Origin of the sequence: Caballeronia sp. LZ016, from assembly GCF_031450805.1 — a bacterium.
Lineage (GTDB): Bacteria > Pseudomonadota > Gammaproteobacteria > Burkholderiales > Burkholderiaceae > Caballeronia.
The window spans coordinates 2,196,304-2,210,771 of the sequence record NZ_JARTVY010000001.1; the positions used below are offsets into that span (position 1 = coordinate 2,196,304).

The window sequence follows — 14,468 nt, forward strand, 5'->3', positions numbered from 1 at the left end:
ACAGACGGCTCACGACAGGCGGCTCAGGCTCGTTGCCTGAGCTTCTCTATCCACAGCTCGCGGAGCGTCGAGTACGTCTGCATGTATTCCTCACGTCTCGTGAGCGCGGCCATCTTTAGCGCGTCGAGCACGATCATCCCGCGCCTGTAATCTTCGCTGCGGCCATACAGCAACCCCAGCGGGATAGGGTTGATGCTTTCGACACGCCACTGCGGTTGCGTCGACAAGATCAGCGAGACCAGCCGTTCGATAACGAATATCTTCTCGGCCACGATTCCGCTGCGATACGGCCGTCCCGAGTTCAGCGACTTGCCGAGCGGCGTCTCGTTCCGCTCCGCTTCGGCGAAGAGCTTCTCGGCCAATTCCAGCCAGCATCGCCAGAAGGCGGGTTTAGCGAGAAAGTAGTTGCAGAAGATGGTGTTGGTCGAGTCCATCACGAGTTCCTCGATCCGGACCTCGGGCATGAGCCACTTCACGGCCTCCGCGTAGACAGGCCAGCTCTCGGCGAAGTCGAGCGCGCCCTGGATGAACACGTTGCGGTTCAGCGCCCCGGCGTCGAAGAAAGGAGAAAGCGAGATGACGTCTGTCGCATCCGGTACTGCCTGCGCGAAGTCATGGACGCGAGATGAATCGAGACCGGACTTGGGGCCGAACTGCGGGGAGAGGAACCCGTAAAACTCATTATCGTTCAACGGGGTGTCGAGCAAGAAGCGCCGTATCGGCCAGTATTCGTACCAGTCCGACCGGCCGTGGGTGTTATCGAGTGGGATGAAGCCGGGGTCCAGCGCGTTTCTGCTATCCGGAGAGCAGAAGATCTGGTAGATGCTGGCCTTTGGCATGCTGGACGTGCTGAGAGGGCGGGCAAAGGTTGCGTAAGGGTACTGAACGAATTCGAAAGCGAAAGGAGCATAGAGGATGCGCTCTCATCAGTCTGTTCGTCCTTCTCCTAAACCCAGTGCGACGATACCCGCCCGGTCAGACCCAGCCAATCAAACCGAGATTCCCGGCCCGCCGTTGCTGCCGAGCAGCCGTTCGACTGCATCGGCATCCTGATAATCCTGCTCGGGGAGGCCATCGAACACGGTGATGACATCGTTGCTGACGCCCGCTTCGCGCGCTGCATCGACGAGCGCATCCTTGTTGGCGGGGTAGGTCACGCGCTGCAGGACCTGGGCAATTTCGTCGTCGATCGGTTCGTCGTTCAAGCCGTGTTCGTGGGATGGCTGATCCGTCATCGTGGCGTCCTTTGGATGTTATTGAATTCCGGAAGCTGCGCGCGAGGCACTCAGGCACTCAGGTCTGCACCTGGATCGTCTGGCTTGCCATGCCGCGGCTCGGCGCGCGCGACTTCGGCAGCGGCACGTGACGCCAGCGGGCGTGGTCGAGACTCTGCGCCGAGATGTCGGGCGCGGGCGGTGCGACCGGCGCGGCATTGAGGCGCAACGCGGCGCGCGTCGCCGATGCGACGGCCACCGATCCGTCCGACGAACTCGTATGCAGCGGCGCCGCGTAGCACGACACCGAGACAAGAGCCATCGACAACAACGTTGAGGTCTTCATCGGGCAACCCCTCCTCACGTAAGCAGCGAGTATCACGAAGCAAGGGCTATGCCGATGCCGTACTCGCCTGCCTTCCGCACGTTCGGGAGCAATAGGCCCGGGCGCACGGGCGCGACGAGCGGGCGTCGCGCGACCATACTTCGAGTGATGTGTGAACTCGCGCAAACGACGATTGCAGCGCGCGGTTTTTCGCATGCACGGGTAATGCGCCACCAAATTGCATGCGTTTCAGCGCGGCGTCGGGTTCAGCCGAAAGTATGCGTCGAGAAGCGAGGTCTTGTACACGACGCCCAGCAAGAGCGGTTCGCTTCGCCGTTCGACGACCGGCAGCCGCTCGCCCTGAAACGCGAGGAAGTGCTGCAACGCCTCGCCGAGCGACATGTCCGGCGTGAGCACGTCGAAATGCGGCTGCAGATAATCGGCGGCGGTTTTCGTGGCGGTATCGTGCTCGTCGAGCAGATCGGACGTGATGTCCTTCAGCGCGACGACGCCACGAAAGTGCCCGGCTTCATCGGTCACGTACAGATACTTCACCGGATACTCGAGGAACACACGCGTCATGTCCTTCACGTTCGCAGTGAGCGGGACGACGGTATCCGCGGGCTTCACGAGCTCGCGCATCTGCGTCGCCGCGAGGCGCAGGCGCTCCTTCTCCTCGCGCGTGCGACGCAGCGTGACTTCGTACATCGACGTCTGTTCGGACGTGCGCGCGATGAAATACGCGACCACGCAGGAGAGCATCAGCGGCAACACGACCTGATACGAGAGCGTCATCTCGAAGATCATCAGGATCGCCATGAGCGGGGCGTGCGTTGCGGCGGCGAGGAACGCGCCCATGCCGACCATCGCGTAGGCGAAGGGCGCGGAGGTCGCATGCGGCCAGACCGTATGAACCACGATGCCATACAGGCAACCGAGCACCGCGCCGACGAAAAGCGTCGGTGTGAAGATGCCGCCGACCGCGCCGGAGCCGGTCGTCGCGGCGGTCGCGATGATCTTGAACACGAGCACGGTGAGAAGCGCGGTCCACGTCCACGGCTGATGCAACAGCGAGTTCACCACTTCATAGCCGTTGCCCCAGACTTCGGGCCACCAGATCGAGATGATGCCGACGATCAGACCGCCCAGCGCGAGACGCAGCGGTAAAGGCAGCGGCAGCAGCGAGAAGCGTTTCCTGGACGCCGCCAGCAGCCGCAGAAAGTGCGGCGCGAGCGTGCCGCATAACACGCCCAGCACGACGAACAGCAGGACTTCCACGCCGGCGATCGTCGGGAACACCGGCATCTCGTACGGCGGGCGATATCCGGCGAACTCGCGCATCGTGATGTTAGCGACGACCGACGATACGACGACCGGACCGAAGCTCTCCATCGCCATGGAGCCGAGCACGATTTCCGTGACGAAGAACGCGCCTGCAATCGGCGCGTTATACGCCGACGTGATGCCCGCCGCCGCGCCGCACGCGACGAGCAAGCGCAGGCGCGGTGGATCGAAGTGAACCCATCGCCCGATCAGCGACGATACGAGCGCGGCGAGCTGGACCATCGATCCTTCTCGGCCGATCGAGCCGCCGCTCGTGATCGTGAACAGCGACGACAGGCTGCGCCAGATGCTTTGCCGCACGGGCACGGCGCCATCGCCGATGGTGACCGCTTCCATGTAGTCGGTGTTCGCGTTCTTCCTGGCGTGACGCCGCGCGGCGATCAGGCAGAAGCCCGCGACGAGCCCGCCCGCGGCGGGCAGCACGGCTCGCACGGGCCAAGGCAGGATATTCGCGAGCGCAACGAGTCCCTCCGAGTGATTCCCGAGCAGCCGTTGCGTCAGCGCGATGCCTTCGCGGAACACCGTCGTCGCAAGCGCCCCCGCCACGCCGACGACGACGGCCCAGATGAGCATCGTGTGCGAGTCGGACAGGCGAAAAAGCTGTTGGGCGCGCGTGCGCAGCTTGAGCAGGAACGAAAGCACGTTTGCTGTTTATCTGAAATGCTTAGAAGGAAATGGAATATCGAGCGCTCGCAAGGATAGCATTGCGCGGCGGGCATGAAAAAGCCCGGCTCGTGAGACCGAGCCGGGCTTCATCGCGCTGGCCGATGTCGCGCTCCGTGGCGCGTCACCACTTCGGCGCGAACGACGGATTGGCGTTGCGCTTGCCTTCGTCGAGCGCGTCGATTTTCGCGATATCGTCGGCATCCAGCTCGAGCTTTTGCGCGTCCCAGTTGATCTGCTGATGCTCCGCATTCGTCGATGCCGACAGCACCACGATATCCCGCGACAACAGCCATGCGAACGTGACTTGCGCGGGCGTTGCGCCATGTTTGGCGGCGATCGCCCTGATCGTCGGATCGTCGTGCGCGCGGCCTTCGCCGAGCGGCATGTAGGCAGTCACCTTGACGCCGAGCCGTTGCGTGGCTTCGACGAGCGCGCGGTTCGCGAGGAACGGGCTCACCTCGATCTGATTCGTCACGATCGCGCTGCCGCCCGGGGCATTCAGCGCCTCTTCGAGCAGCGGCGCGGTGAAGTTCGACACGCCGTAATGGCGGATCAGCCCCAGTTGCTGCGCTTCCTGCATCGCGGCGAGCGTCTCGGCGATCGGCACGGCACTATCCGGCGATGGCCAGTGCACGAGCGCAAGGTCGATGGTGCCGATGTCCAGTTGCGCATGACTGTCCTGCAGGCTCGCGATCAGCTTGTCGCGCGCGAGCCGCTCCCACCAGACCTTGGTCGTCACCCAGACGTCTTCGCGGGGAATGCCCGAATCCCTCACGCCCTGACCGACGGCGGCTTCGTTCTTGTAGAACTGCGCAGTATCGATGTGCCGATAGCCGATCTGCAAGGCGCTCCTGACTGCGTTCACCGTTTTCGCGGCATCGACGCGAAACGTGCCGAGACCAAAGGATGGAATCGTTTCGACCATTGTGGCTCCTTGTGATGAGTGAGTATGCATCCACCGGATGCGAGGACTACTTTGCGTCCTGATCGAGTTCGGGATAGTGGCGGAAAATGCCCGATTCGTTGAACGGGGTGCGCCGCTCCGATTCGACGTACGTAGCGACGTTGGGCCGCGCGAGCACGGCGTCGTGCAGCGCCGAGACTCGCGGGTAATGTTCGGTGAAGGTCTTCATCGCACGGGGGAATGCATAATGCAAACCTTCCACGAGCTGGAAGATCGACAAATCGACGTAAGTGATCGTGTCGCCGATCATCTGCGTGTCGCCGTGCGGATTCTGCTTGAGGATGCGCTCGAAGTATCCGAAGAATTTCGGCACGCGCTTTTCGATGAAATTCCGCGCGCGAATCTTCGCGGCGTCTTTCTGGTCTTCGTAATACAAGTCGGTTGCGAGCGGATGATGCGTGTCATGCACTTCGGCGACGAAGTCGGCGATCGTCAGTTGCAGTCCATGCGCGACGTAACGCAAGGCTTCATCCTTCGGCGCGAGATTCAGCTTTGGTCCGAGATACAACAGGATGTTCGCGACATGCGGCACGATGAGTTCACCGTCTTTCAGAAACGGCGGCGCAAATGGGATTTGCGGCTCGGTCTTGCTGTTCATCAACTTCATCATGGCATCCGTGCCATGACCATCCTTCTTTGATCCGCGCGCGACGTCGATGTACTCCGCGCCCGCATCTTCGAGCGCGAGCCGCACGAATTCTCCGCGTCCCTGCAGACCGTCCCAGTAATAGAGTTCGTAAGCCATGCGTGAGCTCCTCGTCAGTGATGCCGCACGCGGCGGCGTTGCCGGCAGTCGCCTATTGAAGCACGACTGCGAGCAACGGCTATTCCTGTGTTCTGCATGCGCCCAGCGATCAAAAAGCCCCGGTGTAGAATGGTTTTCTGCATTCGGCATGCATGTAACGGAAGGCAAGTAACCCAGCGAAAGCGATATCGACATCGAAGCGGAGAAGGGATGAGCAAGCAAGGCTTCACCACGGGCATCGTTCACGGCGACAGAAACACGGGCGTCGAACATGGCGGCCTGCGCCAGCCGATTCACACATCGGTGCAGTACGGATTCGAGCGCGTGGAAGATTTGATCGGCGTGTTCCAGGGTACGAAGAAGGGTGGTTTCAATTACGCGCGGCAAGGCACGCCGACCACCGCCGCGCTCGAACGCAAGATCACGAGCCTCGAGGAAGGCGTCGGTTCCATCTGCTTCAGCACCGGCATGGCCGCGATCACGGCGGTCTTCCTCACGCTCTTGCGTGCCGGCGATCATCTCGTCGCGAGCCGCTATGTCTTCGGCAACACGAACAGCCTGTTCAACACGCTGCGCACGCTCGGTGTCGAAGTGACGACCGTCGATGCCGGCGCGCGCAATAACGTCGCCGACGCGATCAAGCCGAACACGCGAATGGTGTTCGTCGAAACGATCGCGAATCCCGGCACGCAGATTCCCGACCTTCAGGGCATTGGCGAACTGTGCTGCGAGCGGGGGCTTGCGTATATCGTCGACAATACGATCACGTCGCCCGCGCTGTTTCGCCCGAAGAACGTCGGCGCGAGCTTGGTCATCAATTCGCTGACGAAGACCATCGCCGGTCATGGCGCGGCGCTCGGCGGGGCAGTCACCGATACGGGCCTTTTCGACTGGAGCCAGTATCCGAACATCGCGGACGACTACCGGCGTTCCGCGCCGAAAGAACAAGGTCTGTTGCAGGTCCGCAAGAAAGGTCTTCGCGATATGGGGGCGGCGCTGTCGTCGGAACAGGCGCATCAGATCGCGCTGGGGGCGGAGACGCTAGCCTTGCGTGTCGGGAAATGCAGCGACAATGCGCTTGGGCTCGCGAAGTTTCTCGAGCAGCACGATGCGATCGGCAAGGTGTTCTATCCGGGACTCGAAAGCCATCCGCAGCATGGCATCGCGAAGGCGCTGTTCAAGAACGGCTCGTGGCTGTTGTCGTTCGAGCTGCGTAATCCCGAGAGAATGGTCGACGTCATCAACGCATTGCAACTACCCGTCAAAGCGACAGGTCTCGGCGATACACGCACACTCATCATTCCCGTCGCACCGACGATCTTCTTCGAAGCCGGCGCGGAAACCCGCAAGGCGATGGGCATATCGGACGGGATGATCCGGCTGTCGGCGGGCATCGAAGAAATCGACGATCTGATGGGCGATTTCGATCAGGCCTTGAGGCTGGCCTAAGTGGTTTTCTGAATGCAAACGAAAAGGCCGCCTTTGGATGAAGGCGGCCTTTGCATGTTGAATGCGGGATTAGCCGAACAGGCGCTCGACGCCCATGGTGATGGCCAGTCCGCCGCCGATCAGCCATGCATACAGGATCGCGCCGGTGGCGATCGCACGCGGGCCGGCTTCGCGGATCTGCGCGATGCGCGTTTCCATGCCGAGGGCGGTCATCGCCATGGTGAGCGCAAAGGTGTCGAGCGTATTGAGCGTAGTGGTCGCGGCATCGGGCAGCACATGCAGTGAGTTCACGACGACCAGCGCCAGGAAACCGAGCGCGAACCAGGGCACCGCGAGCTTGCCTCTGCCAGCTTGCGCGACACCATCCGACGCGTGGTTTGCGCCGCGCGACCGGCTCACCCAGAAGCCCACGACCAGCAGCACCGGCACGAGCATCATCACGCGCGTCATCTTCACGATGGTCGCGATGTGCGTCGCTTCCGGGCTGACGTTGCTCGCCGCGCCGACCACTTGCGCCACTTCGTGGATCGTGCCGCCGAAGAACAGGCCTGCGCCAAGGGTGTCGAGATGCAGCCAGCCGGCGTGCATCGCGAGCGGATACAGAAACATCGAGAGCGTGCCGAACAACACGACGCTGCCGACGGCCATTGCGCTCTTGTGCGGCTTGGACTGCAATGTGGATTCGAACGCGAGCACGGCTGCCGCGCCGCAAATCGCGCTGCCGGCGGCGGTGAGCAGGGCGGTATCGCGATCCAGCTTCATCAGCTTCATGCCCGCCCACGTACCGATGACGAGCGTGCTGACCACGACCAGCACCGACACGGTCACGCCCGCGAGCCCGACGTGAGCGATTTCCTGCAGACTGACGCGCAGCCCGAAGAAGGCGACTGCGATGCGCAACAGCTTGCGCGCCGAGAAATTGACGCCTGCCGCCCAGCTCTGCGGCATGCCATCCTTGAGCGCATTGCCGTAGATTGCACCGGCGATGATGCCGACGATCAGCGGGCTGATTCCGAGCCCGGCGATGGCCGGCAGTGACGAAAGCCGCGTAACGGCCGCCGCGAAAAGCGCGACGAACAAGATTCCGTTGAGTTGTCCGCGTGCGCTGGACTGCGAAGTGCCGGAGACGGGCGATTGAACCGTGGACATGGCGTCCTTCCTGCGAGCGTAAGGGCAATGGCGCTATCCTATTCTCGATATATGCATATGAGAAATCGTGATTTAGAATGCGATATATCGGATCAGATGATATTTCGCTAACGTGACCCCGGACCAACTGATAACTTTCGCTACTGTCGCGGAGCACGGCAATATCAGCCGCGCCGCAGTGGCGCTGCATTTGTCCCAGCCGGCGGTGTCGGGGCAGCTCCGGCTGCTGCAGGAGGAGTTCGGCGAACCGCTGTACCAGCGCGATGGGCGCGGCGTTCGCCTGACGCCCGCCGGCACCCAACTGCTCGTCCACGCCGCGCAGCTACGGGAAACGTTTCGCGAAGCGCATGCGCTACGCGACGCCATGCGTGGTCTCGAGCGCGGCACGCTGCGCGTCGGCGCGAGCACCACGCCCGCGAGCTACCTGTTGCCGTATCTGATCGCGGCATTCCATCAGCGCTTTCCGGACGTGGCCGTGACGACCATCGACGGCAACACGACCGAAATTCTCGCGGCCCTTGCATCGCTCGATATTGCGATCATCGAAGGGCCAGCGGGACTCGCGTTGCCTGCCACCGCGAGCGTCAAGCCGTGGCGCGAGGACGAGATCGTCGCGATCGTGCCGGGCGGCCACCCGCTCGCCGATGGCCGCGAAGCCGCGACGCTTGCAGCTTTGAGCGAGCATCCGCTCGTTCTGCGTGAACGCGGTTCCGGTGTGCGCCAGATCGTCGAGCGCGCGTTCGCGGACGGCGGCGTCGAGATGCGCGTGGCGCTCGAGATCGCGGGCGTGGAGGGCGTGAAGGAAGCGGTGCGGGCAGGGATGGGGGTCGGTTTCGTATCGGCGATGTCGATTCGTCACGAGGCGACTGTGCTCCGCTGCCTGCGCGTGGCGCCGACCCCGCTCACGCGCCGCTTTTCGATCGTCATGCCGCATGCAGCGGCGCCGTCGCGGGCGGCATCCCGCTTCCTGGAACTCTGCGAAACGGCTGATTGCTTCGGCTAGGGAATTCCACTATGGCGCGACTTCCCGTGCGCGGCGCACTATTCGGTCTTAGCAAGACGCTTCGGGCGTCTTTTTTCAAACCGGCGATTGGAACCGGTTCCAACGGAGCGAGAGCGTGGCGGAAAACTCGGACAGCATCGAAGTCGTCATCGTCGCAAGCGCATTCGGCGCGGATGCCGTGCGGCGCGATGGACACGCCGCGTGCGCCGAAAAGGCCGCGCTCGCAGGCGCGGACGGCTTCGAAGTGCGACGCGAGCTCTTCGCTAATGATGCCGACGCGCAACTCGATGCGTTGTCACGTCTCGGAGAGCACATTCACGGTGCAGGGCTATGGGCCGTACATTCGACGCCCGCAGCACTCTTTCGCCCCGACGGTTCCCTGGATGCCGACGCGCTGACGCTCGCCATCGACGAGGGCCACGCGCTCGGCGCGCGCATCGTGAAGCTGCAGTTGGGCGGCGAAGCTGGCAGCGTCGCCACGGATCCCGCGACGCTCGATCGCATTACGCATGCAATCGCCGGCTCTCGGGCGCGAGTGGTGGTCGAGAACGGGCAGTCGAAAGAGGGCGGGCTGCCCGGCGCATTCGAAATGCTGTTCGCCGCGCTGCCTGCCGCAAGCGGCCTCAGCATGACGTTCGACACGGGCAACTGGTATTGGGCGGACGTCGATCCGCTCGACGCGGCGCAACGGCTGGCGTCCCATGTCGCCTACGTGCATTGCAAGACGACGCAAGGCGAGGGCGCACGCCGCTTCGCCGTCGCCCCGGCGCATGACGACACCCGCTTCGCTGCGATCCTCGGACGCTTGCCGTCGAACGTGCCGCGTGCGATCGAATATCCGTTCCGCGACGATGCCGATGCCGCCGTCCAGGTCGCGCGCATCGCGGCATTCTGAATTCAGCGCGCCGCATGCCGCATGAAGCATGCAGACGCGAAGCAATCGACACAGAGCAAGGACTCGACATGCAAGCACAGCACGAAGCCCTCGATGTAGTGACCTACGGCGAAGCGATGGCGATGTTCGTCGCCGCCGCCACGGGCGATCTCGCGACGGTCGGCCAGTTCACGAAGCGCATCGCCGGCGCGGACCTCAACGTCGCGATCGGCCTGTCGCGACTCGGTTTCCGGGTGGGCTGGATGAGCCGCGTCGGCAACGATTCGTTCGGACGTTATGTACTCGATGTGCTGGCCGCCGAAGGCATCGATGCGCGGCGCGTGACGGTCGACGATCGCTATCCGACGGGCTTCCAGCTCAAGGGCAAGTGCGATGACGGGAGCGATCCGGCCGTCGAATATTTTCGCAAGGGGTCGGCAGCGAGCCATCTTTCGCTCGACGACTACGCCGCCGACTACGTGCTCGGCGCGCGTCACCTGCATCTGACCGGCGTCGCCCCGGCGATCTCGGCGACGTCGCGCGAACTCGCGTTTCACATGGCGCGCGAGATGCGCGCGGCCGGCAAGTCGATCTCTTTCGATCCGAACTTGCGCCCGACCTTGTGGCCTTCGCGTGAAGCGATGGCCGATGCCTTGAACGCCCTGGCCGAACTGGCCGACTGGGTGCTGCCCGGCGTGAACGAAGGCCTGACGCTCACCGGCTATGCGAAGCCTGAAGACATTGCAGCGTTCTACCTTGACCGTGGCGCGAAGGGCGTGGTCGTGAAGCTCGGCGCGGAGGGCGCGTATTTCCGCACGGCAGACGATGCGGGCATCGTGCCCGCGATGCCGGTTGCGAATGTCGTCGATACGGTCGGCGCCGGCGACGGCTTCGCGGTCGGCATCGTCAGCGCGCTGCTCGAAGGACGCGGCATGCAAGATGCAATCGCTCGGGGCAACCGCATCGGCGCGCTGGCGATACAGGTCATCGGCGATAGCGAAGGCTTGCCGACCCGCGCCGCGCTCGATGCGCTCGAAGCACAGGATTCCAACGACAAGACGGCCCGAGCCGCAGTCATCGCCTGATGGCCGGACGGGGCGAACGCCTCGTCGGCATCGTCACGGAACACCCGACTCAACCGACTTACGATCGGAGACAACCATGCAATCTTCCTCGACACCCAAGCTGGCCGTGCGCCGCTGGTGGGCGATCATGCCGATCGTCTTCATCACCTACAGCCTCGCCTATCTCGACCGCGCGAACTATGGCTTCGCGGCGGCTGCGGGCATCAATCAGGACCTCGGCATCAGCAAGGGCTTGTCGTCGCTCATCGGCGCGCTGTTCTTTCTTGGCTACTTCTTCTTTCAGATTCCCGGCGCGATCTATGCCGAGCGGCGCAGTGTAAAGAAGCTCGTCTTTTGGAGTCTCGTGCTGTGGGGCGGCTGCGCGGCGGCGACGGGCATGGTCAGCAATATCCCCTCGTTGATGGCGATTCGCTTCGTGCTCGGCGTCGTCGAGGCCGCGGTGATGCCTGCGATGCTCGTGTTCATCGCGAACTGGTTCACCAAGTCCGAGCGCTCGCGTGCCAACACCTTCCTGATCCTGGGCAATCCGGTGACGGTGCTGTGGATGTCCGTCGTATCGGGCTATCTCGTGAACTCGTTCGGCTGGCGTCACATGTTCATCGCGGAGGGCTTGCCGGCTGTCGCGTGGGCGGTGATCTGGTGGTTCATCGTGAAGGACAAGCCTGCGCAGGTGAGCTGGCTGTCGGACCAAGAGAAGCGCGATCTCGATGCGACGCTGCGCGCGGAACAGGCCGCCATCAAGCCGGTGAAGAATTACGGAGAGGCGTTCAGGTCGCCGGCTGTGATCAAGCTGTGCGCGCAGTATTTCTGCTGGAGTATCGGCGTCTATGGCTTCGTGCTGTGGCTGCCATCGATCTTGAAGAACGGTTCGACGCTTGGCATGGTCGAGACCGGCTGGCTGTCTGCGGTGCCGTATCTGGCTGCGACCATCGCAATGTTGCTGGCCTCCTGGGCTTCCGACAAGCTCCAGGCGCGCAAGGCCTTCGTGTGGCCGTTCCTGCTCGTCGGCGCGATCGCGTTCGCCGGTTCGTATTTGCTCGGTTCGACTAACTTTTGGGCTTCTTATGCGTTGCTCGTGATTGCCGGGGCGGCCATGTATGCGCCTTATGGGCCGTTCTTCGCGATCGTGCCCGAGCTTCTGCCGAAGAACGTCGCCGGTGGAGCAATGGCGCTCATCAACAGCATGGGGGCGCTTGGATCGTTCGTGGGATCGTATGTCGTGGGCTATCTGAATGGGGCGACGGGATCGCCAGCGGCGTCGTATGTCTTCATGAGCGTCGCGTTGCTCGGCGCCGTTGGGCTTACTCTGGCCGTCAAGCCTCAGGCTGTTGTGCGTGCTGCGGGTATTGCCCGGTCCTAGTGCTGGCTGGTTGGCTCGATGTCACGCAACATGAATACGAGCACGATAGAACAGGCATATCATCGCCAGGCAACGAAGCCAGAAGCGAACATCAGAGAGGCAACTCGAAAGTCATGAACCGCAAGAAAATCGTAGCCTACAAACCCTTGCCATCCGACGTGGAAGCCTACCTGCGCGAACATGCAGAAGTGGTGAACGTGGACCCGAAGAACAAGCCCGCGTTCATAGCGGCGCTGAAAGACGCCGACGGCGCAATCGGCGCAAGCGTGAAGATCACGCCTGACATGATCGAGGGCGCGACGCGCCTGAAAGCGCTATCGACCGTCTCGGTAGGCTTCGATCAGTTCGATGTGGATGACCTCACGCGCCGCGGCATCGTCCTGACGCACACGCCCGATGTGCTGACCGAATCCACCGCCGATACCGTCTTCGCACTGATCCTCGCGAGCGCGAGACGCGTCGTCGAACTGGCCGAATGGGTCAAGCAAGGCAACTGGAAAGCAAGCATCGGCGAAGCGTGCTTCGGCGTCGACGTGCAGGGCAAGACACTCGGCATCGTCGGACTCGGCCGTATCGGCGGAGCAGTGGCGCGACGCGCGGCGCTCGGCTTTCGCATGAACGTGCTCTACACGAATCGCCACGCGAACGAAGAAGCCGAGAAGCAATACGGCGCCAGACGCGTCCCGCTCGACGAACTGCTCGCGCAATCGGACTTCGTCTGCCTCCAGGTGCCGCTCACGCCCGAGACGCGCGGCCTCATCGGCGCTGAAGAACTGAAGAAGATGAAAAGAAGCGCGATTCTCATCAACGCATCGCGCGGACCGACTGTCGACGAGACCGCGCTCATCGATGCGCTTGAGAACGGCACGATCCGCGGTGCAGGACTCGATGTCTTCGAGCACGAACCGCTGCCCGCCGAATCGCCTCTGCTGGCGATGAAGAACGTCGTCGCGCTGCCCCATATCGGTTCGGCCACCTACGAAACGCGTCACGCCATGAACCGCAACGCTGCGGAAAACCTGCTCCGCGCGCTCGACGGTACGCTCACGCAAAACATCGTCAATCGCGAAGTGCGCATGCGCTGACAACGATGGGAGGGCGCCGGCGCATGCGCTAACATGCACGGGCGTGCGCACGCCATCCGCAGGGGATGGCTTCGCCGACCACCAGCAGGAGTCAGGCAGCAATGACGAAGATGTCCAACGACCCCGATCACCCAAGGAAAGAGCTGCAGCTTCCGCAACCTTTCAGCGGCCGACGCGCCACGATCACCGACGTCGCCCGCGAAGCCCGCACCGGCAAGACCAGCATCTCGCGCTATCTCAACGGCGAAACGGGCGTGCTGTCGCGCGACTTGCTCGGCCGCATCGAGGCGGCCATCGCGAAACTCGACTATCGGCCGAATCAAATGGCGCGCGGCCTCAAGCGCGGCCGCAATCGGCTGATCGGCATGCTGCTCGCCGACCTCACCAATCCTTACTCCGTCGAAGTGCTGCAAGGCGTCGAAGCCGCGTGCCATGCGCTCGGCTACATGCCGCTCATCTGTCACGCGGCCAATGAAGTCGACATGGAACGGCGCTATCTCCAGCTGTTGACGACGTATCGCGTGGAAGGGGTGATCGTCAACGCGCTCGGCGTAAAGGAAGAACTGCTGCAGGGCTTCACGCATGGCGGCATTCCGGTCGTGCTCGTCGACCGCACTGTCGAAGGCATCGTGACCGACATGGTCGGCCTCGACAATCCCGCCGCCGTCGCGCTTGCGACGCGTCATCTCGTCGATGAGGGCTTCGAAGAACTGCTCTTCATCGTGCAGCCGGTGATGCACGTGAGTTCGCGACGCCTGCGCGAAGCTGCGTTTCGCGAGACCATCGCGTCGCTTCGCGCAAGCGGCTCCACGCTCGTCGTCGATCTCGCCCACGCCGCGCCTGCGCTTGCTGAGCTCGACGAGCGCATCGATGCCGCGCGTGCTGCGGCCAGGCGCGTCGCGCTCTTCGCTGCGAACGGTCCCGTCGCGCTGCGCGTCGCCGTGCACCTGAAGGAGCGCTACGGTGCGAACTGGCAGGCGAGCGTCGCGCTGCTCGCCATCGACGATTCCGAGTGGGCGCAGCTCGCCGGCATGACGGCAGTGCGGCAGCCCACGTATGAAATCGGCCGGCGTGCCGTCGAATTCCTGCACGAGCGGCTCGGCGGTGCGGCCATGCCAGCGCGAGAGTGCCTGTTGCCGGGCGAACTCGTCGTGCGCGCATCGACGCATCGCGCAGCGGAGGATCAAGGAACGTGAAGGACATCG

At 63.2% G+C, this 14,468-nt stretch carries 14 protein-coding genes; 7 read left to right on the top strand and 7 right to left on the bottom strand.

Translation table 11 applies throughout. The annotated features are described in order from the left end of the window. Positions 1 to 23: 23 nt before the first annotated feature. From P9220_RS10400 to P9220_RS10425, 6 genes are all read right to left on the bottom strand, one after another. On the bottom strand, positions 24 to 839 hold the full coding sequence (locus P9220_RS10400; protein WP_309764765.1) for a hypothetical protein: 816 nt from the start codon (positions 837 to 839) through the stop codon (positions 24 to 26). 150 nt (positions 840 to 989) lie between these two features. Further along, positions 990 to 1,235 carry a DUF2795 domain-containing protein gene (locus P9220_RS10405; RefSeq protein ID WP_309764766.1) on the bottom strand — a complete coding sequence of 82 codons (246 nt, stop codon included), beginning with the start codon at positions 1,233 to 1,235 and terminating at the stop codon, positions 990 to 992. 58 nt (positions 1,236 to 1,293) lie between these two features. Next, a complete protein-coding gene (locus P9220_RS10410) occupies positions 1,294 to 1,560 on the bottom strand; it encodes a hypothetical protein (RefSeq protein ID WP_309764767.1) in 267 nt (88 codons plus the stop codon). 228 nt (positions 1,561 to 1,788) lie between these two features. Continuing rightward, on the bottom strand, positions 1,789 to 3,525 hold the full coding sequence (locus P9220_RS10415) for a ClcB-like voltage-gated chloride channel protein (RefSeq protein WP_309764768.1): 1,737 nt from the start codon (positions 3,523 to 3,525) through the stop codon (positions 1,789 to 1,791). A 145-nt stretch (positions 3,526 to 3,670) separates the two neighbouring features. Continuing rightward, entirely contained in the window at positions 3,671 to 4,474 is an 804-nt protein-coding gene (locus P9220_RS10420; protein ID WP_309764769.1) for an aldo/keto reductase, read from the bottom strand. A 46-nt stretch (positions 4,475 to 4,520) separates the two neighbouring features. Next, entirely contained in the window at positions 4,521 to 5,258 is a 738-nt protein-coding gene (locus P9220_RS10425) for a glutathione S-transferase family protein (protein WP_309764770.1), read from the bottom strand. Between the two features lie 210 nt (positions 5,259 to 5,468). On the opposite strand from P9220_RS10425, the gene P9220_RS10430 reads away from it, so the two are divergent. After that, complete coding sequence (locus P9220_RS10430; protein ID WP_309764771.1) at positions 5,469 to 6,707, top strand: cystathionine gamma-synthase family protein; 1,239 nt, start codon at positions 5,469 to 5,471, stop codon at positions 6,705 to 6,707. 69 nt (positions 6,708 to 6,776) lie between these two features. On the opposite strand, the gene P9220_RS10435 is transcribed toward P9220_RS10430, so the two are convergent. Next, on the bottom strand, positions 6,777 to 7,856 hold the full coding sequence (locus P9220_RS10435; protein ID WP_309764772.1) for a YeiH family protein: 1,080 nt from the start codon (positions 7,854 to 7,856) through the stop codon (positions 6,777 to 6,779). A gap of 112 nt (positions 7,857 to 7,968) precedes the next feature. Between P9220_RS10435 and P9220_RS10440 the strand changes: the two genes are divergently transcribed. The 6 genes from P9220_RS10440 (at position 7,969) to P9220_RS10465 (ending at position 14,459) form a co-directional block, all read left to right on the top strand. After that, positions 7,969 to 8,859, top strand: coding sequence for a LysR family transcriptional regulator (locus P9220_RS10440; RefSeq protein WP_309764773.1), 891 nt, complete (start codon positions 7,969 to 7,971; stop codon positions 8,857 to 8,859). A gap of 115 nt (positions 8,860 to 8,974) precedes the next feature. Beyond that, the gene (locus P9220_RS10445) at positions 8,975 to 9,754 is read left to right on the top strand and encodes a TIM barrel protein (protein WP_309764774.1); all 780 of its coding nucleotides are present in this window, start codon (positions 8,975 to 8,977) and stop codon (positions 9,752 to 9,754) included. A gap of 68 nt (positions 9,755 to 9,822) precedes the next feature. Then, complete coding sequence (locus P9220_RS10450; protein ID WP_309764775.1) at positions 9,823 to 10,818, top strand: sugar kinase; 996 nt, start codon at positions 9,823 to 9,825, stop codon at positions 10,816 to 10,818. A gap of 76 nt (positions 10,819 to 10,894) precedes the next feature. Beyond that, positions 10,895 to 12,178, top strand: coding sequence for an MFS transporter (locus P9220_RS10455; protein WP_309764776.1), 1,284 nt, complete (start codon positions 10,895 to 10,897; stop codon positions 12,176 to 12,178). Between the two features lie 113 nt (positions 12,179 to 12,291). Next, positions 12,292 to 13,263, top strand: a complete 972-nt coding sequence (locus P9220_RS10460; RefSeq protein ID WP_309764777.1) for a D-glycerate dehydrogenase — start codon at positions 12,292 to 12,294, stop codon at positions 13,261 to 13,263. Positions 13,264 to 13,373: 110 nt separating this feature from the next. Continuing rightward, on the top strand, positions 13,374 to 14,459 hold the full coding sequence (locus P9220_RS10465; RefSeq protein ID WP_309765454.1) for a LacI family DNA-binding transcriptional regulator: 1,086 nt from the start codon (positions 13,374 to 13,376) through the stop codon (positions 14,457 to 14,459). The last annotated feature ends 9 nt before the right edge of the window (positions 14,460 to 14,468 follow it).